Annotated in this window: 21 protein-coding genes; 12 read left to right on the top strand and 9 right to left on the bottom strand. The window is 72.4% G+C overall.

Annotation, left to right across the window (positions count from 1 at the left end):
- Positions 1-30: 30 nt before the first annotated feature.
- From AC3ANM_RS00695 to AC3ANM_RS00685, 3 genes are all read right to left on the bottom strand, one after another.
- Positions 31-1,761 (bottom strand): ABC transporter ATP-binding protein, encoded by a 1,731-nt coding sequence (locus AC3ANM_RS00695; RefSeq protein WP_488286220.1) that lies wholly within the window; start codon positions 1,759-1,761, stop codon positions 31-33.
- Positions 1,762-1,889: 128 nt separating this feature from the next.
- The gene (locus AC3ANM_RS00690) at positions 1,890-2,639 is read right to left on the bottom strand and encodes a lysophospholipid acyltransferase family protein (protein ID WP_488286219.1); all 750 of its coding nucleotides are present in this window, start codon (positions 2,637-2,639) and stop codon (positions 1,890-1,892) included.
- A 95-nt stretch (positions 2,640-2,734) separates the two neighbouring features.
- Entirely contained in the window at positions 2,735-3,694 is a 960-nt protein-coding gene (locus AC3ANM_RS00685; protein ID WP_488286218.1) for a DUF389 domain-containing protein, read from the bottom strand.
- A 124-nt stretch (positions 3,695-3,818) separates the two neighbouring features.
- On the opposite strand from AC3ANM_RS00685, the gene AC3ANM_RS00680 reads away from it, so the two are divergent.
- The 10 genes from AC3ANM_RS00680 to AC3ANM_RS00635 all read left to right on the top strand — a co-directional run bounded on the left by AC3ANM_RS00680 (position 3,819) and on the right by AC3ANM_RS00635 (position 12,857).
- Positions 3,819-4,370 carry a MarR family winged helix-turn-helix transcriptional regulator gene (locus tag AC3ANM_RS00680; RefSeq protein WP_488286217.1) on the top strand — a complete coding sequence of 184 codons (552 nt, stop codon included), beginning with the start codon at positions 3,819-3,821 and terminating at the stop codon, positions 4,368-4,370.
- A gap of 1 nt (position 4,371) precedes the next feature.
- Positions 4,372-5,589 (top strand): MFS transporter, encoded by a 1,218-nt coding sequence (locus tag AC3ANM_RS00675; RefSeq protein WP_488286216.1) that lies wholly within the window; start codon positions 4,372-4,374, stop codon positions 5,587-5,589.
- 117 nt (positions 5,590-5,706) lie between these two features.
- On the top strand, positions 5,707-6,507 hold the full coding sequence (locus tag AC3ANM_RS00670; RefSeq protein WP_488286215.1) for a HipA family kinase: 801 nt from the start codon (positions 5,707-5,709) through the stop codon (positions 6,505-6,507).
- Positions 6,504-6,890 carry a DUF3037 domain-containing protein gene (locus tag AC3ANM_RS00665; protein WP_488286214.1) on the top strand — a complete coding sequence of 129 codons (387 nt, stop codon included), beginning with the start codon at positions 6,504-6,506 and terminating at the stop codon, positions 6,888-6,890. The genes AC3ANM_RS00670 and AC3ANM_RS00665 overlap by 4 nt, the downstream gene beginning before the upstream one ends.
- 35 nt (positions 6,891-6,925) lie before the next feature.
- Complete coding sequence (locus tag AC3ANM_RS00660) at positions 6,926-8,410, top strand: peptide MFS transporter (RefSeq protein WP_488286213.1); 1,485 nt, start codon at positions 6,926-6,928, stop codon at positions 8,408-8,410.
- 55 nt (positions 8,411-8,465) lie between these two features.
- Complete coding sequence (locus AC3ANM_RS00655; RefSeq protein ID WP_488286212.1) at positions 8,466-9,011, top strand: YbhB/YbcL family Raf kinase inhibitor-like protein; 546 nt, start codon at positions 8,466-8,468, stop codon at positions 9,009-9,011.
- Positions 9,008-9,541 (top strand): YbaK/EbsC family protein, encoded by a 534-nt coding sequence (locus tag AC3ANM_RS00650; RefSeq protein WP_488286211.1) that lies wholly within the window; start codon positions 9,008-9,010, stop codon positions 9,539-9,541. Before AC3ANM_RS00655 ends, AC3ANM_RS00650 begins: the two co-directional genes overlap by 4 nt.
- Complete coding sequence (locus AC3ANM_RS00645) at positions 9,538-10,479, top strand: carbohydrate ABC transporter permease (protein WP_488286210.1); 942 nt, start codon at positions 9,538-9,540, stop codon at positions 10,477-10,479. The genes AC3ANM_RS00650 and AC3ANM_RS00645 overlap by 4 nt, the downstream gene beginning before the upstream one ends.
- A complete protein-coding gene (locus AC3ANM_RS00640; RefSeq protein ID WP_488286209.1) occupies positions 10,476-11,357 on the top strand; it encodes a carbohydrate ABC transporter permease in 882 nt (293 codons plus the stop codon). Before AC3ANM_RS00645 ends, AC3ANM_RS00640 begins: the two co-directional genes overlap by 4 nt.
- A gap of 90 nt (positions 11,358-11,447) precedes the next feature.
- Entirely contained in the window at positions 11,448-12,857 is a 1,410-nt protein-coding gene (locus tag AC3ANM_RS00635) for an ABC transporter substrate-binding protein (protein WP_488286208.1), read from the top strand.
- A gap of 74 nt (positions 12,858-12,931) precedes the next feature.
- On the opposite strand, the gene AC3ANM_RS00630 is transcribed toward AC3ANM_RS00635, so the two are convergent.
- The 5 genes from AC3ANM_RS00630 to AC3ANM_RS00610 form a co-directional block, all read right to left on the bottom strand.
- On the bottom strand, positions 12,932-13,750 hold the full coding sequence (locus AC3ANM_RS00630) for a TrmH family RNA methyltransferase (protein ID WP_488286207.1): 819 nt from the start codon (positions 13,748-13,750) through the stop codon (positions 12,932-12,934).
- Between the two features lie 17 nt (positions 13,751-13,767).
- Complete coding sequence (locus AC3ANM_RS00625; RefSeq protein ID WP_488286206.1) at positions 13,768-14,541, bottom strand: sulfite exporter TauE/SafE family protein; 774 nt, start codon at positions 14,539-14,541, stop codon at positions 13,768-13,770.
- A gap of 61 nt (positions 14,542-14,602) precedes the next feature.
- A complete protein-coding gene (locus tag AC3ANM_RS00620; protein WP_488287891.1) occupies positions 14,603-15,766 on the bottom strand; it encodes an SPFH domain-containing protein in 1,164 nt (387 codons plus the stop codon).
- Positions 15,767-15,833: 67 nt separating this feature from the next.
- The gene (locus tag AC3ANM_RS00615; protein ID WP_488286205.1) at positions 15,834-16,301 is read right to left on the bottom strand and encodes an NfeD family protein; all 468 of its coding nucleotides are present in this window, start codon (positions 16,299-16,301) and stop codon (positions 15,834-15,836) included.
- A gap of 153 nt (positions 16,302-16,454) precedes the next feature.
- Positions 16,455-16,781, bottom strand: a complete 327-nt coding sequence (locus AC3ANM_RS00610; RefSeq protein ID WP_488286204.1) for an ArsR/SmtB family transcription factor — start codon at positions 16,779-16,781, stop codon at positions 16,455-16,457.
- 84 nt (positions 16,782-16,865) lie between these two features.
- Here AC3ANM_RS00610 and AC3ANM_RS00605 point away from each other — a divergent pair, with 84 nt between their 5' ends.
- Positions 16,866-18,086: an MFS transporter gene (locus AC3ANM_RS00605; protein ID WP_488286203.1), complete on the top strand. Its 1,221-nt coding sequence runs from the start codon at positions 16,866-16,868 to the stop codon at positions 18,084-18,086.
- Positions 18,087-18,136: 50 nt separating this feature from the next.
- Here AC3ANM_RS00605 and AC3ANM_RS00600 read toward each other — a convergent pair whose 3' ends face one another.
- On the bottom strand, positions 18,137-18,919 hold the full coding sequence (locus AC3ANM_RS00600; RefSeq protein WP_488286202.1) for an ABC transporter ATP-binding protein: 783 nt from the start codon (positions 18,917-18,919) through the stop codon (positions 18,137-18,139).
- Between the two features lie 58 nt (positions 18,920-18,977).
- Between AC3ANM_RS00600 and AC3ANM_RS00595 the strand changes: the two genes are divergently transcribed.
- Positions 18,978-19,751, top strand: coding sequence for a hypothetical protein (locus AC3ANM_RS00595; RefSeq protein WP_488286201.1), 774 nt, complete (start codon positions 18,978-18,980; stop codon positions 19,749-19,751).
- Positions 19,752-19,753: the final 2 nt, after the last annotated feature.

The raw sequence follows: 19,753 nt of genomic DNA, 5'->3' as shown, positions 1-19,753 counted from the left end.
ACGGGCGCGAGGTGGTGGTCGTGGAGCCGCTCACGCCGCCTCCTCCTCGGTCAGCTGGGACAGGACGATCTCCCGGTATGTCGGGCAGCTCGCCATGAGCTCGCGATGGGTGCCGGTCCCGACGACCCGCCCCTCGTCGAGGACCACGATCCGGTCGGCGTCGCGAATGGTGCTCACCCGCTGGGCGACGGTGATCACGGCGGACTCGCGGGTGACCGGGCGCAGGGCGGCCCGCAGGGCGGCGTCGGTGGAGTAGTCCAGCGCCGAGAAGCAGTCGTCGAACAGGTAGATCGTCGGCCGGCGCACCACCGCCCGGGCGATGGCGAGTCGCTGGCGCTGGCCGCCGGAGACGTTGCTGCCGCCCTGGGCGATGGGGGTCTCGAGCCCGCCGAGCCGCTCGACGAAGTCGGCGGCCTGGGCGATCCGCAGCGCCTCCCAGAGCTCCTCGTCGGTGGCGTCGGGGCGGCCGTAGCGCAGGTTGGAGGCGACGGTGCCGGAGAAGAGGTAGGCCCGCTGGGGCACCAGGCCGATCCCGGCCCAGAGCTGCTCCGGCTCCACCTCGCGCACGTCCCGCCCGTCCACGAGGACCTGCCCGCCGGTGACGTCCACCAGCCGCGGCACGAGGTTGAGCAGGGTGGTCTTGCCCGACCCGGTCGAGCCGACGATGGCCGTGGTCTCCCCCGGCCGGGCGACGAGGTCGGCCGCGTGCAGCACCGGCTCCTGCGCCCCCGGGTAGGCGAAGGTCGCGCCGCGCAGCTCGACGGCGCCGGTCACGACCGGCAGCGCCACCGGCTGCTCGGGCGCCTGCACGCTCGGCTCGGTGTCGAGGACCTCGGTGATCCGCTCGGCACAGACCTCGGCGCGCGGGACGAGGACGAACATGAACGTCGCCATCATCACCGACATGAGGATCTGCATGAGGTAGCTGAGGAACGCCGTCATCGTGCCGATCTGCATGTCGCCGTTGGCGATCCGGTGCCCGCCGAACCAGATGACGGCCACGCTGGAGGCGTTCATCACCAGCAGGACGGTCGGGAACATCAGGGCCATCAGCCGGCCGACGGCGACCGAGACGTCCATCAGCGAGGTGTTGGCGCCGGCGAACCGCTCCTGCTCGTGCGTGTCGCGCACGAACGCCCGGATCACCCGCACGCCGCCGATCTGCTCGCGCAGCACCCGGTTGATGACGTCGATGCGCACCTGCATGGAGCGGAACAGCGGCCGCATCCGCCGGATGATCAGCACCACGGCGACCACGAGCGCCGGGACCGAGACCAGCAGCAGCGCGGACAGGTGGACGTCCTGGCGAAGGGCGAGGATGACACCCCCCACGCACATGATCGGCGCCGCGACCATCATCGTGAAGGTCAGCAGGACGACCATCTGCACCTGCTGGACGTCGTTGGTGGAGCGCGTGATCAGCGACGGGGCACCGAAGCGCCCCACCTCCTGGGCGGCGAACCGCTCGACGGCGACGAAGACCCCCTCGCGCAGGTCCCGGCCGAGCGCCATCGCGGTGCGCGCCCCGAACCAGACCGCCAGGACCGATGCCACCACCTGGACGAGGGTGACCGCAAGCATGACGGCGCCGATCGACAGGATCCTGGCGGTGTCCCCGACGACGACACCCTGGTCGATGATGTCGGCGTTGAGCCCGGGCAGGTACAGCGTCGCCAGCGTCTGCACCAGCTGGAACAGCACGACCAGGGCGATGGCGCCCCGGTAGGGACGCAGGTAGGTGCGCAGCAACGGCAGCAGCACGGGGCGGGACCTCCGGATGTCGGTGGCCGGCACGCTCCCCAGCGGCGCGCGCAGCCGGATCCGACGCTAGTCGCCGACGGCGCTCCCGTCAGGTGACATTCGTCAGGAGGTCCCCGCCCCGCCCGCGCTCAGGCGCGCCGCTCACGCCGCCCGGCCGCGTCGGCGTCGTCACGCATCGCCGCCTCCTCCGGGGTGGGCGCGGTCCCGCCGAGGCGGGCCGGGAGGAACCTCAGGTCGTCCCCGGTCAGCGCCGGGTAGGACTCCTGCGCCTGGTGCAGCAGCGTGGTCATCTGCGCGCGGACCCGCTGGTTGACCTCCTCGAGGTCCTCGCCCTTGACCAGGTGCACCGGCTCGCCGACCGTGATCGAGATCGGGATGTTGCTGCGCCCGAACCGCGGCTTCTCCCCCTTGGTCCACACGCGCTGGGAGCCCCACAGCACGGTGGGCACGATCGGGACCCCGGCGGCCTTGGCCATCCGGACCGCCCCGCTCTTGAACTCCTTGAGCTCGAAGGAGCGCGAGATGGTCGCCTCGGGGAAGACCCCGACGATCTCGCCCTCCTTCAGGGCGTTGACCGCGGCACGGAAGGACGCGGCGCCGGCCTCACGGTCGACGGGGATGTGGTGCATGCCGCGCATGAGCGGCCCGCCGACCGGGTGCCGGAAGACCGACTCCTTGGCCATGAACCGCACGAGCCGCTTCGCGGGGAGGGCGGCCAGCCCGGCATACGCGAAGTCGAAGAAGGACAGGTGGTTGAGCATCATCACGGCGCCACCGGAGCGGGGGATGTTCTCCGCGCCGGTGATCCGGAACTTCAGGCCCTGGAAGGCGAACAGCGCGCGGGCGAACCCGATGACAGGGGTGTAGACGGGCTCCATGGCGCAACGGTAGAGGTTGCGCCCGTCCGGCGCCCCACCGGCCGTCCCGGACGACCCACTCCGGTATGCCGGGTGCCCGCCTTGCGCGCGGCCCCTCAGGGCCTGCGGACGGTCGCCACCGCAGCACTGCGGCGCTGCACCAGCCGCCAGCCGAGGCGCTGGGCGACCAGGGTGATGACGCCGGCGAGGACCATGCCGGAGAGGTTGACGAGGAGCTGGAGCGCCGAGCCGCGCGCCTCGGCCAGCTCCCCCAGGGCCAGTGCCAGGGCCAGGTTGCCCAGCGCCGGGACGGTGGTGACGGAGATGAAGACGCCGACGAGGGCTGAGGACTTGCCCGAGGTGAGCGAGAGGACCCCGGCGAAGCCCGCGAGCAGGGCCACGACGAAGGACCACCGGTCGGGCTGCCAGATGAAGCCGGTCAGCGGACGGGCGCGGGTCACCGTCGTCGGGTCGATCCAGCCGGCGGCGCGGGCGGCCAGGGCGAGCACCACCACGACGAGCACCGCGAACGCGAACGATCGCGCCAGCAGGGACAGCGAGCGGGGCAGCAGGCCCCAGCGGCGCAGCACCAGCCCCGTGGCGATCGCCGCGACCGGGCCGAACTCCGGGCCGACGACCATGGCGCCGACGACGAGGATCGAGGAGTCGGTGATCACCGCGATGGCGGCCAGGGCCGTCGCCAGGGTGAGGAAGGCGTAGAAGGACACCGACCCGCGGCTGTCCGACCAAGCCTGCTCCTCGACCATGCGCCAGACGACGCCGTCGTCGGGACTGCCCGGCGCCGCGGCCTCGGCCTCCCGCGCCCGCCGGTAGGGCGAGGCACTGACCTCCGAGACGCTCATGGCGCCGTGGCGCCCCAGGCCCAGCTCGTCGAGGCGGCCGAGCAGCTCGCCGGCGGCCTCCCGCGGGACGTCGGCCAGCACGGCGTCACCCTCCGGCTCGACCGCTGCGCCGGGCAGGATCACCAGGTTGGTGACCCGCTCGTCCCCGGCGAGCAGGTCGCGCACCTCGGCCATGAGGTCAGGCGGCACCGCGAGGCGAAGGTTCAGCAGCATCGGGAGTCTCCCCACGGCATACCGGTCATGGGCACACCCCACCACACTCCCGGCCGGCCCGACCGCCTCCCGGCGAGCCCCGCCCCCCGACGATTTACATAGAGGTACTATGTAACATGGAAGGGTGACCGGATCCCCCACTTCCCTCGGCGACGAGCTGCTCGGCGTCGTCGCGCGGCTCAACCGCTGGGCCAGCCGCCACGCCGAGTTCGACGTCCCTCCGGCCCAGGCCCGGCTGCTGGCCCAGATCGACGAGCTCGGGCCGGCCCGCGTCGGCGACCTCGCGGTCGCCGACCACACCAGCCAGCCGACCATGTCGGCCCAGGTCGGGCGCCTCGAGCAGGCCGGGTGGGTCATGCGCACGGCCGACCCCGCCGACGCGCGCGCCTCGCTGATCGCCCTGTCCCCCGAGGGGACCCGCGCCATCACCGCCGTGCGCCGGGCGCGCTCGGCGGTCCTCGCCCCGGTCCTCGAGCGGCTCCCCGCCGCCGACCGGGCCCGGCTCGCCGACGCCGTGGACGTCCTGCGCGACCTGCTCAAGGCGGCCGGCGAGGCCCCGCCGCCCAGCCGCCCAGCCGCCCCACGGCAGCCCCCTAGACCCACCCCTGCAAGCACCATCACCCCAACACCACCACCCGAACCACCCCACAACCACCACCACGAGAGGACAACCTGACGTGTGGCGCCAACCCAAGCCCGTCTGGGCCGTTGCCTTCGCCTGTGTCATCGCCTTCATGGGCATCGGCCTGGTCGACCCCATCCTGAAGTCGATCGGCGACCAGCTCGGCGCAACCCCCTCGCAGGTCTCCCTGCTGTTCACGAGCTACATGGTGGTCATGGGCGTGGCGATGCTCATCACGGGCTTCGTCTCCAGCCGCATCGGCGCCAAGCGGACCCTGCTCATCGGCCTGGTGATCATCATCATCGGCGCCGGCCTGGCCGGCACGCAGGACTCCGTCGGCGGCATCGTCACCTTCCGCGCCGTCTGGGGCCTGGGCAACGCCCTGTTCATCGCCACCGCCCTGGCCACCATCGTCAAGTCCGCCAAGGGCTCGGTCGGCCAGGCGATCATCCTCTACGAGGCGGCGCTGGGCCTGGGCATCGCGGCCGGCCCGCTGCTGGGCGGCGTGCTCGGCGGCATCTCGTGGCGCGGGCCGTTCTTCGGCGTCTCAGCGCTCATGACCGTCGCTCTGGTCGCCACCGCTGTGGTCCTGCCGCCCACGCCGCGGGCCGAGCGGGCCACCTCGATCACCGAGCCGTTCAAGGCGTTGCGGCACAAGGGACTCCTCGTCGTCGCCCTGACCTCGCTGCTCTACAACTTCGGCTTCTTCACCCTGCTGGCGTTCACTCCGTTCCCGCTGGGCATGGGCCCGCACCAGGTCGGCCTGATCTTCTTCGGCTGGGGCCTGCTGCTGGCCTTCACCTCGGTGGTCGTCGCCCCGCGGCTGCAGCGCCGCTTCGGCACGGTGGTCTCCATCATCGGGGCCCTGGTCGGCTTCACCGCGACCCTGGTCGTGATGGCGGTGTGGACCGAGGACAAGGCGGTCCTGGCCACCTGCGTCGTCGTCGCCGGGGCGTTCCTCGGGGTCAACAACACGCTCATCACCGAGACCGTCATGAAGGCCGCGCCGGTCGAGCGCGGCGTCGCCTCGGCGGCCTACAGCTTCGTGCGGTTCGCCGGCGGCGCGGTCGCGCCGTGGCTGGCCGGCCGGCTCGGCGAGACCTACGGCGTGCACGTGCCGTTCTGGGTCGGCGCCGTCGCGGTCGCACTCGGCGTGGTCCTGCTGACCTCCGGCCGCCGGCTGCTCGCCCACGTCGAGGACGGCGCGGGCCACGGCGCCCCGGCCGCCCACAGCGAGGAGGAGGCCGAGCTGGTCACCGTCGGCGACGCCTGAGGCGCCGCCACCACGGACGCCCCACGCGTCGTCACCGCGGACGACCAAGCGTCGTCACCGCCGACGCCTGAGGCGTCACCACACCCGGGCACGCCCGCGACCTCATAGGCTGCGGGCGTGCTCGAACACATCACCGCCACCCGCTACGTCACGCCGCTGCGTGAGGGCGGGTCGCTGCCGGGCATCGTCGAGGGCGACGACTGCGGCACCTGGGTCCTGAAGTTCCGCGGCGCCGGCCAGGGCCTGAAGGTCCTCGTCGCCGAGGTGGTCGTCGGCGAGCTCGCGCGCCGCCTCGGGCTGCGCGTGCCGGAGATGAAGGCCGTCGAGCTCGACGCCCAGATCGCCAAGTACGAGGCGGACGAGGAGGTCCAGGACCTGCTCACCGCCAGCGTGGGCCTCAACCTCGGCGTCGACTTCCTGCCCGGCTCCTTCGGCTACGACGGGTCGCGCCCGCCGACGCCGGAGGAGGCCGCGCGCATCATCTGGCTGGACGCCTTCACCGCCAACGTCGACCGGACGTGGAACAACCCCAACCTGCTCGTGTGGCACCACGAGCCGTGGCTGATCGACCACGGCGCGGCGCTCTACTTCCACCACTCCTGGCCGGGGAAGGGCTCCCACCCGGAGCGGTTCGCGGCGCAGGCCTTCGATGCGAGCAGGCACGTGCTGCTCGACGTGGCCGGCGACATCGCGGCCGCGCACGCGGAGCTCGCCCCCCGGGTCGACGCGGACCTGGTCACCGAGGTGCTGGAGCAGGTGCCCGGCCCCTGGCTCGAGCCGGCACCCGGGCTGGCGGACCCGGCCGCGGTCCGCACGGCATACCGGGAGAACCTGCTCGCGCGCGTGGCGAGCCCGCAGGCCTGGCTGCCCACCGGCGCGGACGGCACGACGGGTGGCCCGACAGGTGGCTCCCGGTGACCGCGGGCATGGTCGGCTACCAGTACGTCACGCTGCGCTGCGTGCCCCGGGTGGACCGCGAGGAGTTCCTCAACGTCGGTGTGGTGCTCTACAGCCAGGCCGGTGACTTCCTCGAGGCCGCCTTCGACCTGGACCGCCCCCGGCTGGTCGCCGCCTTCCCCGAGCTGGACCTCGACGCGGTCGACGCGTCGCTGGCCACGATCTGCCAGGTGTGCCGCGGCGAGGCCGGTGTGGGGCGTCCCACACTCGACAAGCCCGGCCAGCGCTTCGGATGGCTGATTGCCCCACGTAGCACCGTGATCCAGCCCGGACCGGTCCACGGCGGACTGACGAAGGACCCCGCCGCGGAGCTCGCGAGGCTCGTTCGTGCGCTTGTGAATTAGGGCGGTCAACACCGTCGTTGTTACCGTTTTCGCCCGTGACTGCCACGACCAACCCCCCTGAAAGAACCCGGTCGGACGGCCGCGAGTTCCTTGGCCACCCCAAGGGCCTGGCCACGCTCTTCAGCACCGAGCTGTGGGAGCGGTTCAGCTACTACGGCATGCGGGCGATCCTGCTGCTGTACCTGACCGCCAAGCTCAAGGAAGGCGGCCTCGGCCTCGACGCGAACCTCGGCGAGGCCGTGGTGTCCGTCTACGGCGCCTCGGTCTACCTGCTCTCCGTCGTGGGTGGCTGGCTGGCCGACCGCGTGCTGGGTGCGCGCAAGACCACGCTCATCGGCTCGTTCATCATCATCGCCGGGCACCTGAGCCTGTCGATCCCGACGCCGGCCCTGTCCTACCTCGGCATCGTGCTGGTGGCCCTGGGCACCGGCATCTTCAAGCCCAACGTCTCGACGATGGTCGGCGGGCTCTACGACGAGGACGACAGCCGCCGCACCGCGGGCTTCTCGATCTTCTACATGGGCATCAACATCGGCGCCCTGGCGAGCCCGTGGGTCGTCGGCTGGCTGCGCGCCGGCTGGGGCTTCCACGCCGGCTTCGCCGCGGCCGCCGTCGGCATGACGCTGGCGCTCGTCGCGTGGATCTGGGGCCGCAAGGCGCTCGGCGACGTGGGCCTGCACCCCTCGAACCCGATCGAGCCGCGGGAGAACGGCGCCCTCACCCGGATGCTGGCCTACGTGCTCGCCGGCGTGGCGGCCGCCATGGTCGTGGCCACGGTCGTCAACGACGGCAGCTTCGGCCTGCCGACGATGGTCGACGCCATCTCCTACATCGCCCTGGTGACCCCGGTCGTCTTCTTCGTGGTGATGTACCGCAGCCCCAAGGTCGAGGCGCACGAGCAGCGGCGGCTGCTGGCCTACATCCCGCTGTTCGTCGCGGCGATGCTCTTCTTCATGCTCTTCGAGCAGGCCAGCACGACGCTGACCACGTTCGCGGCCGACCGCACCGATCTGCAGCTCTTCGGCGCCCACATCTCGCCGGAGTTCTTCCAGTCGGTCAACCCGTTCGCGATCATCGTCCTGTCGCCGGTCTTCGCCGCGATCTGGATGCGCCGCGGCGAGCGCTCGCCCTTCCTCGGCGGCAAGTTCGCCATCGGCCTGGGGCTGGCCGGTCTGTCCTTCGTGATCATGGCACTGGCCTCCTTCCTCACCGGTGACGGCAAGGCCTCGCCGATGTGGCTGATCCTCGTCTACGTCGTGCAGACCCTCGGCGAGCTGTGCCTCTCCCCAGTCGGTATCGCGGCGACCACGCTGCTGGCCCCCAAGGCCTTCCGCAGCCAGACGATGGCGCTGTGGTTCCTCGCCCCGGCCGCCGGCCAGGCGATCACCGCCCAGGTCGTCCAGGCGACCGCGGGGACCAGCGACACGGCATACTTCGGCGGCCTGGCCGTCGTGACGCTCGCCTTCACGGCCGTCCTGGCCGGGCTGGCGCGGTGGGTCCACCGCGAGAGCGGTCACTGACGCACCACACGTCCCACACGTGCCGGGGGCGGCGCGGGCGGTTAGGGTCCGAAGCATGAACCTTGACCGTCCCGTCGCCCCCGACCCGTACACGCTGCTGCCCCAGGTGCCCGCCGTGGCCGTCAGCAGCGCCGACTTCATCGACGGCAACGCCCTGCCGGACGCCCAGGTGTTCAACGACTGGGGCATGACGGGGGGCAACACCTCCCCGCAGCTGACCTGGTCCGACGCCCCCGAGGGCACCAAGGGCTACGCCGTCACCTGCTTCGACCCCGACGCCCCGACCCCGTCCGGCTTCTGGCACTGGATCGTCCTCGGCATCCCCGCCTCGGTCACCTCCCTGGACCCGGGTGCCGGCGCGGACGGCGACGCCGCCCTGCCGGACGGCGCGTTCCACGTGCGCAACGACTACGGCAACAAGGCGTATGACGGTGCGGCGCCGCCCCAGGGGGACCGCAACCACCGCTACCTCTTCGCGGTGCACGCCCTGGACACCGACGACCTGGGCCTCGACGCGTCGGTGACCCCGGCGGTCGCGGCCTTCAACCTCGGTGCGCACACCCTCGCGCGCGGTGTGATCACGGCGACCTACCGCTGGTGACCGGCGCCGGGCTGCTCTGGCTCCCGGTCCTGGACCACCTCGACCTGGTCGCGGCCCCCGTCGCGGACGCGCTCCGCGGCTGGGAGCACGCGGCCCGGGTCGAGGTGGCCGCCATCGACCCGGACGTCTCCGACACCGCCGCCCTCGTCGAGGTCACCGGCATGGACCTGGCCGACTGCGCGAACTGTGTCGTGGTGGGCGGCCGGCGCGCCGGGGTCGAGAAGGTCGCCGCGTGCGTGGTGCTGGCGACCACCCGCGCCGACGTCAACACCACCGTCCGCAGCCTGCTCGACGTGCGCAAGGCGAGCTTTCTGGGGATGGAGGACGCCGTCGCGCGCACCGGCATGGAGTACGGCGCGATCACGCCCGTCGGGCTGCCGGGCGCGTGGCCGGTGTACGTTGACGCGCGCGTGCTCGAGCGTGAGCACGTCGTCATCGGCGCGGGGGCTCGCGCCGCGAAGCTGAGGCTGCCCGGCGCCCTGGTGCCCGGACTACCCGGCGTCGAGACCGTGGAGGGGCTGGCTCGATGACCACGACCGCGTCACCTGTGCAGGACCAGGATCGTGCTGCGCCGGCGCCACCGGCACGCCGGCGACGCGGCAGCACCGGGCTGGCGATGCTGTTCATGCTGCCCGCCCTGGTCGTGTTCGGCCTCTTCGTCTTCTGGCCCCTGGTCCGCTCGGTCATGCTCTCCTTCCAGGGCACCGACATCGTCGGGCGGCCCGGGGCGTTCGTCGGCACGGCCAACTACGAGCGGCTGCTGTCCGACCCCGACTTCCTCTCGGTCCTGGGCGTCACGCTGGCCTTCACGCTGCTCACCGTCGTCCCGAGCATCCTGCTGGCCCTGGTGATCGCCCTGCTGCTCCAGGGGCGCATCCGCGCGGTGCGCTTCTTCCGCACCGCCTTCGCCCTGCCGTTCGCGTTCTCGGTGGCCACGGCCTCGGTCGTCTTCCAGGTGCTCTACAACCCGGCCTCGGGGGTGCTCAACGGCCTCCTTTCCCACCTCGGCGCCGGCCCGGTGCGCTGGCTGACCGACCCGTCGGTGGCGCTCTTCTCCGTCGCGGGAGCCACGGTCTGGATGCAGCTCGGCTACAACCTGCTGGTCCTCAGCGCCGGCCTCGGGGCAGTGCCCGAGGAGGTGGTCGAGGCAGCCCGGCTCGACGGCGCGACCGGGCTGCGGCTGCAGCGCTCGATCATCCTGCCGCTGATCACCCCGCAGCTGTTCTTCCTGGTCGTGACCGGCACGATCCACTCGCTGCAGAGCTTCGGCCAGATCCGCATCCTCACCGCCGGCGGGCCCGAGGGCACCACGACGACGCTGGTCTACTCCATCTACGAGCAGGCCTTCGCCTACAACAACTCCAACTTCGGCTACGCCTCCGCGCAGGCCATGGTCCTGCTGCTCATCGTGCTGGCCATCACCGCCGTGCAGTTCGGCGTCCTCGAGCGGAAGGTCTTCTACCGGTGAGCCAGGCCACGCAGAGCCGTCCCGCGCCCGCCCCGGCGGCCCGCCCGTCCGCCCGCCGCCCACGCCGGCGCGCACCCGTCGGCACCTACGTGGGTCTGGGCCTGCTCTTCCTCGTGGTCCTCTTCCCGGTCTACTACGGGATCGCCGGCAGTGTGATGGGGGTGGCCGACACCAACACGTTCCCGCCGGCGCTCTGGCCCACCCACGGCGTCCACGCCGAGGACTACACCGACGTGCTGCGGATCATCCCGCTGGGCCACCAGTACCTCAACAGCATCGCCCAGACGGCGCTGATCACCATCGGCCAGATCGTCACCAGCGCGCTGGCCGCCTACGCGTTCGTCTTCCTCGACCTGCGCTGGCGCGGCCTGTGGTTCGGCCTGTTCCTGTCGACGATGATGATCCCCTACGAGTCGATCATCATCCCGAACTACCTGTTCGTCTCCAGCGCCGGCCTCAAGGACACCGTGGGGGCCCTGGCGCTGCCGTTCCTGGCCACCGGCTTCGGGACGTTCCTGCTGCGCCAGGCGTTCATGGCCTTCCCCACCGAGCTGCGCGACGCCGCCCGGGTGGACGGTGCCGGGCACCTGCGGTTCCTGCGCTCGATCCTGCTGCCGCTGTCGCGGCCGACCCTCGCGGCGCTGGGCATCTACTCGGCCCTGTCGGCCTGGAACATGTACTTCTGGCCGCTGCTGGTCACGACCCGGGCCGACCACCAGACCATCCAGATCGGCATCGGGCAGCTGCAGTCCTCCGACGGGGACAACCCCGGCATGGTGCTCGCCGGCGTGGTGCTGGCGCTGCTGCCGACCCTGCTGCTCGTGATCTTCGGGCAGCGCTTCATCGTCCGTGGACTGACCACCGGCGCGGTCAAGTGAGCGCACCGGCCTGACCACGGGAGCACCGCCGGCACGGCGGAGATCGACACCACGCGGCCGCGCAGGGCGGTCGGGGCGAAAGGAGAACGCGTGTTCCATCGATCAGGCAGGGGCGCGCCGGGCACGGCATACCGGGTGGTGCTCGCCGCCGGGGTGGCGGCGCTGTCGCTGGGGCTGGCCGCGTGCGGGGGCAGCGGCGACGCAGCGGGCGGCGCGAAGGCACCGGACAAGAGCGCGCTGGACAAGACCAACGGCGTGACCAAGGTGGCCTTCTGGCATGCCATGGACGGCAAGAACGCCGAGGTCCTCAACCAGCTCGTCGACCAGTTCAACAAGGAGAACTCCGGCAAGATCGAGGTTGACGCGACCTACGCCGGCAAGTACGACGACGCCATCGCGAAGTACAAGGCGTCCATCCAGAGCAAGTCCACGCCCGACGTCGTGCAGGTCTACGACATCGGCACGCGGTTCATGATCGACGCCGGCCAGGCCGTGCCGATGCAGGACTTCATCGACCGCGACAAGATGGACGTCAGCGACCTGCAGCCCAACATCGCCGGGTACTACTCGATCGACAAGAAGCTGTACTCGATGCCGTTCAACACCTCGATGCCGGTGCTGTACTACAACAAGAAGCTGTTCAAGGCGGCCGGCCTCGACCCGGAGAAGCCGCCGACGACGCTGGAGGAGATCCGCACCGACGCCGAGAAGCTGTCGGCGAAGAACGGCGGCCCGGCGAAGTACGGCTTCGGCGCGGCGATCTACGGCTGGCTGCTCGAGCAGTTCATCGCCACCGACAACGCCGAGTACTGCGACCAGGGCAACGGCCGCGACGGCAAGGCCAGCAAGGTGCAGTTCGACTCCCCCGACTCGGTCGCGGTCGTCGCGTGGTGGCAGAAGATGGTCAAGGACGGCCTGGCCGCCAACACCGGGCGGGACACCAAGGCCGCCCAGGCGGCGTTCAAGGCCGGCCAGCTGGCCATCACGCTGGAGTCCACCGGGCAGGTCGGCGGCTTCCAGAAGGCCGCCCAGGAGGGTGGCTACGAGCTCGGGGTCGCCAACTACCCCAAGCTCAAGGCCAGCAGCGGCGGCCCGATCATCGGCGGCGCCTCGCTGTGGATCGACGGCGAGGGCCACAGCGACGCGCAGAAGGAGGCCTCCTGGCGCTTCGTGAAGTTCCTCGCGGACGCCAAGACCCAGGCCACCTGGCACACCGGCACGGGCTACTTCCCGATCTCCAAGGGTGCGCTGAACGAGCCCGCCGACGTGGCGTGGCGCAAGCAGTACCCGCAGTTCGACGTGGCCGTGAAGCAGCTGGAGGGCACCGCGCTGTCCAAGGCGACCCAGGGCTGCCTGCTCGGGGTCATGCCGCAGGCCCGCAAGGCCTCCGAGGACGGCCTGGAGAAGGCGCTCAACGGCACCGACCCGCAGCAGGCGATGGCCCAGGCCGCGGCCTCGCTCAAGCCCGCGATCGAGCAGTACAACTCCGCGACGAAGTAGCCGCGCACCGCAGCACGTCCCGCGTCACCGACGGCGCCCCGCCCGGGTCATCCCCGGCGGGGCGCTGCCGTGTGTCAGTGGGCCGCGGCCGGGCGGGTGGCCCAGAACGCGACCGCGCTGGCGGCGGCGACGTTGAGGGAGTCCACTCCCCCGGCCATCGGGATCTTCACGACCAGGTCCGAGCCCTCCAGCGCCCGGCGCGAGATCCCGTCGCCCTCGGTGCCCAGGATGAGCGCGAGGCGCTGGGGCGGGTCGGCAGCCACGTCGTCGAGGCTCACCGCATCCTCGCTCAGCGCGAACGCCGCGACCGTGAACCCGTTGTCCCGCAACAGGTCCACGCCCTCCGGCCACGGGTCGATGCGCGTCCACGGCACCTGGAAGACGGTGCCCATCGAGACCCGCACGCTGCGCCGGTAGAGCGGGTCGGCACAGCGCGGCGTGACGAGGACGGCGTCGACACCGAGCGCCGCCGCCGAGCGGAACACCGCCCCCACGTTGGTGTGGTCGACGATGTCCTCCAGCACCGCGACCCGGGTGGCGTCGCGCAGCAGCACCTCCGGGGACACCAGCTCCGGGCGCTGCATCGAGGCCAGCGCCCCGCGGTGCAGGTGGAAGCCGGTCATCGCCTCGATGACGTCGTGCTCGCCGACGAAGACCGGCACGCCGTCGCGGTCTGCCTGCGCGACGAGGTCCTCCAGGTCGCTCAGCCAGCGCTCGGCCATGAGGTAGGACCGGGGCCGGTGCCCGGCGGCCAGCGCCCGGCGGATGACCTTCTCGCTCTCGGCGATGTAGAGGCCGCGCTCGGGCTCGGTGCGCCGGCGCAGCGCGACGTCGGTGAGGCCGAAGTAGTCCTGCAGCCGTTCGTCCTTCGGGTCCTCGATCCGCGTCACCACGGCGGCAAGGCTACTGGTCAGCTGAAGAACACCATCTTGGAGATGGCCACGACGCCGATCACGACGATGAGCGCGCGCAGCGCCGGCGCCGGCAGCCGCCGGCCCACGTGCGCCCCGACCCAGCCGCCGGCCAGGGCGCCGACCGCGATGAGCGCCGCGACCAGCCAGTCGACCTTGTCGGGCGCCACGATGATGAAGGTGATCGCCGCGACGGCGTTGACCACCGTGCCGAGGACGTTCTTGAACCCGTTGATCCGTTGCAGCGGCTCGATCATGAGCACGCTCATGATGCCGACGAGCAGCACGCCCTGGGCCGCGCCGAAGTAGCCGCCGTAGACCCCGGCCACGAACACCCCGCCGACGAGCAGCGCGTTGGCCCCGGGTCCGCGGCGGCCGGTGCTGGTATGCCGTGCGGCCGCCTTGCGCTGCAGCCACGGCCCGGCGAGCACCAGCACGAGGGCGAGCCCGATCAGCACCGGCACGATCGCCTCGAACGCCGCCGGCGGCAGGACGAGCAGCAGCAACGCGCCGGTGACGGCGCCGAACAGGGACGCGGGGGCCAGGCGGCGCAGGGCGCGGGACTGCCCATCGAGCTCGGCCCGGTAGCCGTGGATGCCGGTGATCCCGCCGGCGACGAGGCCGACGGTGTTGGAGATGTTGGCGACGACCGGGTTGAAGCCGAAGAACAGCAGCGTCGGGAACGTGATCAGCGTGCCGGAGCCGACGATCGTGTTGATGGTGCCGGCCGCCAGCCCGGCCAGCAGGATGGCGACGACCTCACCGACGGACACCCGGCCACCCTAGCGAGGGTGACCGGGTGTCGTGGCGTGGGCACCGCGTGGCGCGTCGGCCCTACGGACGCTCGTCCCCGGGCAGGTCGACCGGGGGAGCCGGGGGCTCCGGGGCGGCCGGGGCCGGCGGCGTCATCGGGGGCTGCGGCGGGTCGACCGGGGCCGGCACGGCGTCCTGCGGCCCCGCGACAGGCCCGGACGGCATACCGGACTGGTGGCCGATCGAGGCGTGCGCGGAGCCGCCCACACCCTGGCGGTGGCCCTCGGCCTCGGCGCTGGAGCGCGCGGCCTCGCCGCGGGCCTCGGCCAGCGCGCGGGCCGGGTCCTCCAGGGCGGTCTCCTCGAAGGCGGTCGGCATGGCCTCGCCGGTGTCGACCCACTCGTCCTCCTCACGGGACGAGGGAGCCTGGTCGTTGCCGCCGAGGGCGTTGCCGATGCCCTTGAGGGCGTCGGTCAGCTCGCTGGGGACGATCCACATCTTGTTGGCGTCGCCCCGGGCGATCTGCGGCAGGACCTGGAGGTACTGGTAGGCCAGCAGGCGCTGGGTCGGCTTGCCGCGGTGGATGGCGTCGAAGACCTGCTGGATGGCGCGGGCCTGGCCCTGGGCCTCCAGGATCCGGGCCTGCGCCGAGCCCTCGGCGCGCAGGATCTGGCTCTGCTTCTCGCCCTCGGCGGACAGGATGGCGGACTGCTTGACGCCCTCGGCCGTGAGGATCGCGGCGCGGCGGTCACGCTCGGCACGCATCTGCTTCTCCATCGAGTCCTGCACCGAGTGCGGCGGGTCGATGGCCTTGAGCTCGACGCGGCTGACCCGGATGCCCCACTTGCCGGTGGCCTCGTCGAGGACGCCGCGCAGCTGGGCGTTGATGTTGTCCCGGCTGGTCAGCGTCTGCTCGAGGTCGAGCGAGCCGATGACGTTGCGCAGGGTGGTGACGGTGAGCTGCTCGATGCCCTGGATGAAGTTGGCGATCTCGTAGACCGCCGCCTTGGCGTCGTTGACCGCGTAGTAGATGACGGTGTCGATGTTGACGACGAGGTTGTCCGAGGTGATCACCGGCTGCGGCGGGAAGGAGACCACCTGCTCGCGCAGGTCGATGTTGGCCCGCACCTTGTCCACGAACGGCACCAGGAAGTGGATGCCGCCGTCCAGGGTGCGCGAGTAGCGGCCGAGCCGCTCGACGATCTGGGACGTCTGCTGCGGCACGATGCGGATGGTCCGCACCATGACGACGACTGCGAAGACGACCAGCAGCAGCAGCACGATGAGGCCGGCGCCGACTTGGTTCACGGGACTACTCCGAATTCCGACCAGGCGCGACGCCGGAGACGATCGCGGTGGCCCCCTCGATGGAAACTACCCGGACCTCTTGACCGGGCAGGCAGTCGGCGGCGCCCGGTGCGGTGCGGGCCGACCAGGTCTCACCGCCCAGCTTGATGCGACCGTCCAGCGTCGTGACGGTCTCGATGACCAGTGCCGCACGCCCGATCTGGGCGGGCACCCCGATGCCCCCGTGGCCCTCGGGCACCATGAAGTGGCGCCGCACGAGCGGCCGGACGCCGACGAGGAGCAGGGCCGCCACGATGACGGCCACGAAGACCTGAAGGGCGAACGGGGCGCCGAGCGCCGACGCGAGCGCACCGGCCAGGGCGCCGCCGCCGAGCATCAGGAAGACGAAGTCGACGCTCGCGGCCTCGATCGCCCCCAGAGCAAGGGCCAGGCCCACCCACGCCAGCCAACCGTGATCACTGAACCACGACATCCGCCACGCTCCTCGATTGTGCGCACAGGCTCAGCAGTGCGACGCCACGCTATCGGTGTTGGTTCCCCTTGCGGTGCGCCGGATTCGCCGTGTCGCCGACGGGTTCGCATCGGCTCCCGCGCCGCCCCGGCACCGCGCCCCCAGGCAGACCCGTCAGGCGTCTCCCGACGCGCCCAGGACGGCCTCGAGCAGCCCCGGGAAGCGGGCCTCGAGCTCGTCGCGGCGCAGGCTCACCAGCCGCTCGCGACCGTGCGGGACGTTGCGGATGACGCCCGCCTCGCGCAGCGTCTTGAGGTGGTGCGAACGGGTCGACTTGGCCAGGTCTCCCCCGACGGCCTGGCAGGAGACCTCCTGGCTCGGGCCGAGGGCGAGCTGGCGGACGATCGCCAGGCGCGAGGCGTCACTGAGGGCGAACAGGACCCCGGTGAGGCTCAGGTCCCCCGCCTCGGGGTGCTCCAGCTGGCGCGGTGACGTGGTCATGGTTCGATGATAGTTGAACTATCGGTCGAAGGCGCCTAGTGTCGTGACAGTTCGATGATTCTGGAACTGTTTCGAGGAGCCTCCATGCCGCCCCTTCGCCCGCTGCCCCGCCTGGGGCGCACCCCCGCCTTCGCGGTCGTCTCGATCGCCCTGGTCGTGCTGATGCTGGCCGCCGGTGCACCCTCACCGCTGTTCTCCGTCTACCAGGCCCAGTGGCACTTCTCGGCCGCGGCGCTGACCACCGTCTTCGCGGCATACCCCCTGGCGCTCCTGGCCGCCCTGCTCACCGTCGGCGGGCTGTCCGACCACGTCGGCCGGCGCCCGGTGCTCGCCGCAGCCCTGGTGCTCGACGCCGTCGCGATGCTGCTTTTCCTCGCCGCGGGCGGGGTCACCGGGCTGCTGGTCGCGCGAGCGGTGCAGGGCCTGGCGACCGGCGCGGCGATGGGCGTCGTCAGCGCCGCCCTGGTCGACCTGCAACCCCCGGGCCGGCCGCGATCGGGGGCGGTCGTCAACAGCGTCGGCCCGACCGCGGGGCTGGCGGCCGGGGCCCTGGGCTCCGGGATCGTGCTCGACAGCCTGCCCGCGCCGACCACCGTCGTCTTCCTCGCCCTGGCCGTGGCGCTGACCGCCCTGGCCGCCCTCGTGGTCGTGGTGCCGGAGACGGTCACGCCGCGGGCCGGGGCGCTGAAGTCGTTGCGCCCCAGCGCTTGCGTGCCGCAGCGCGCCCGCCGGGCGTTTGCGATGGCGGTGCCGGCGCTGGTCGCGACCTGGGCGATCGGCGGGCTCTACCTCTCGCTCGGCCCGTCGCTGGTCTCCGCCGAGCTGCACGTGGAGGGCCACCTCGCCGGAGGCCTGGTCGTGGCGGCCCTGACCGGGGCGGGGAGCATCGCGGTGCTGCTGGTCGGCAACCGGGCACCGCGCCCGACCATGACCTTCGGTGCGGCGACCCTGGCCGTCGGGGTGCTGGCGACCCTGGCCGCCCTCGAGGCGCGGTCGGTGGCCGGGTTCTTCGCCGCGACGGTCGTGGCAGGCACCGGCTTCGGCACGGCGTTCTTCGGGGCGTTCCGCTCGGTCGCCGCGCTGCCCGAGCCGCACGAGCGGGCCGAGCTGTTCGCCGCGGCCTACACGGTCAACTACCTGGCCTTCGGCGTGCCGACCCTCCTCGCGGGCGTGGCGGTCCGGCAGGCGGGGCTGCTGCCCACCGCCGTCGCCTACGGCCTCGCGGTCGCGGTGCTCGCCCTCGTCGCCATGGGCCTGGGCCTGCGCCAGGGGCGCGCGGTGCGCACCTGCCCGGCGACGACCTGAGCCCGGGTGGCGTCTGAGCCCGGGTGGCGGCCGTCAAGGCACCGCCTGGCTCAGCGGGCGCGGGCCGACCAGCGCTCGCCGTGCCGGTCGACCACGAGCGGCAGGCCGAAGGTCTCGGAGAGGTTGTCCTCGGTGAGGGTGATCTCGATCGGCCCCTGCGCCACGACCCGGCCGTCGCGGACGAGCAGCACGTCGGTGAACGCCGGCGGGATCTCCTCGACGTGGTGGGTCACCAGGACCAGCGCGGGCGCGTCCACGTCGGCGGCCAGCTCGCCCAACCGGGCCACCAGGTCCTCCCGGCCGGCGAGGTCCAGCCCGGCGGCCGGCTCGTCGAGCAGCATCAGCTCGGGGTCGGTCATCAGGGCCCGCGCGATCTGGACGCGCTTGCGCTCACCCTCGCTGAGGGTGCCGAAGACCCGGTCGGCGAGGTGCCCGGCGCCCAGGGCCTTGAGCAGGTCGGTGGCCCGGCCGTGGTCGAGCTCGTCGTAGCGCTCGCGCCAGCGCCCGACGATGCCGTAGGACGCGGTCACGACGACGTCGGCGACCCGCTCGTCGGCCGGGATCCGCTCGGCGATCGCCGCGCTGGCCAGGCCGATCCGGGGGCGCAGCTCGAAGACGTCGACCGTCCCGAGCACCTCGCCGAGCACCCCGGCGACCCCGGTCGTCGGGTGGATCCGGCCGGCGGCCAGCTGCAGCAGCGTCGTCTTGCCGGCGCCGTTGGGGCCCAGCACGACCCAGCGCTGCCCCTCCTCGACCTCCCACGTGACGTCGTCCAGCAGGGTGTTCCCCCCGCGGACCACACTGACGCCGGCGAGCTCGAGGACATCACTCATGGCGGTGACCCTAGCCAACCCCTCGGGGGACGTCGCGGGCGACACCTACGATGGCGGGATGTCCGTGCTCCCCGCCTCGGTCCGCCTCGCGTTGTGGGCCACCGCGTCGTTCTCCGGGCGCTCCCGCCTGGAGGAGGTCCTGGCCCGCTCGCTGCCCGACGTCGACCACGTCGACGGCGACGTGACGGCCCGGCTGGAGCTGTGGCGCGACCTCGGTGAGCGCGCGGTCCTCGTCGCGCTCCCCCGCCCGGGGGACCTGCGCGGTATGCCGCGTGGCTCGGCGGAGTTCGCCGCCGCGGCGACCGCAGCGGGCGAGTGCGTCTACGTGCCCGGCATGGGTGGGGCGCTCGTGCCGCGGGTCGAGGTCTACGGCCCGGAGGTGGACCAGGGCACCCGGGTGACCTGGTCGGCATACGACACCGACCCGGTGCCCGCGCACACGCTGGAGGCGTTGTCGCTCAGCGAGATCGAGCGCGGGCTGCGCTCTGAGCTGATCGAGCTGACCGAGGCGCTCGACGGCCTCGACGCTAAGCCGTGGGCGGGCAGCGACCTGCGCACGACGGCCGACGAGCGGCTCGGCGGCCGCGGCTGGGGCCTGCCGGAGGGGCTGCCGCAGCGCGCCATGTCCGTCATGACGCTGGCCGCGCAGGTCGGCGCGATCACCGACGTCGGGCTGGAGCACGTCGGCCACGCCGTCAACGCGCACGGCACCGAGCAGCGCCGTGCGCTGCTCGCCGACCTTCAGGGCGCGGCCGACCGCGCGCTGGCCGGAGCGGCGACCGTGGCCGCGCTCAACCTCGCCGGCCTCCGCCCGCCGGGCGCCCGCGACTAGCC

The sequence above is a fragment of the Oryzihumus sp. JJN4-3R genome (assembly GCF_057747915.1).
The sequence above is the reverse complement of the archived record's forward strand: the minus strand, read 5'-3'. Positions and strand labels throughout refer to the sequence as shown.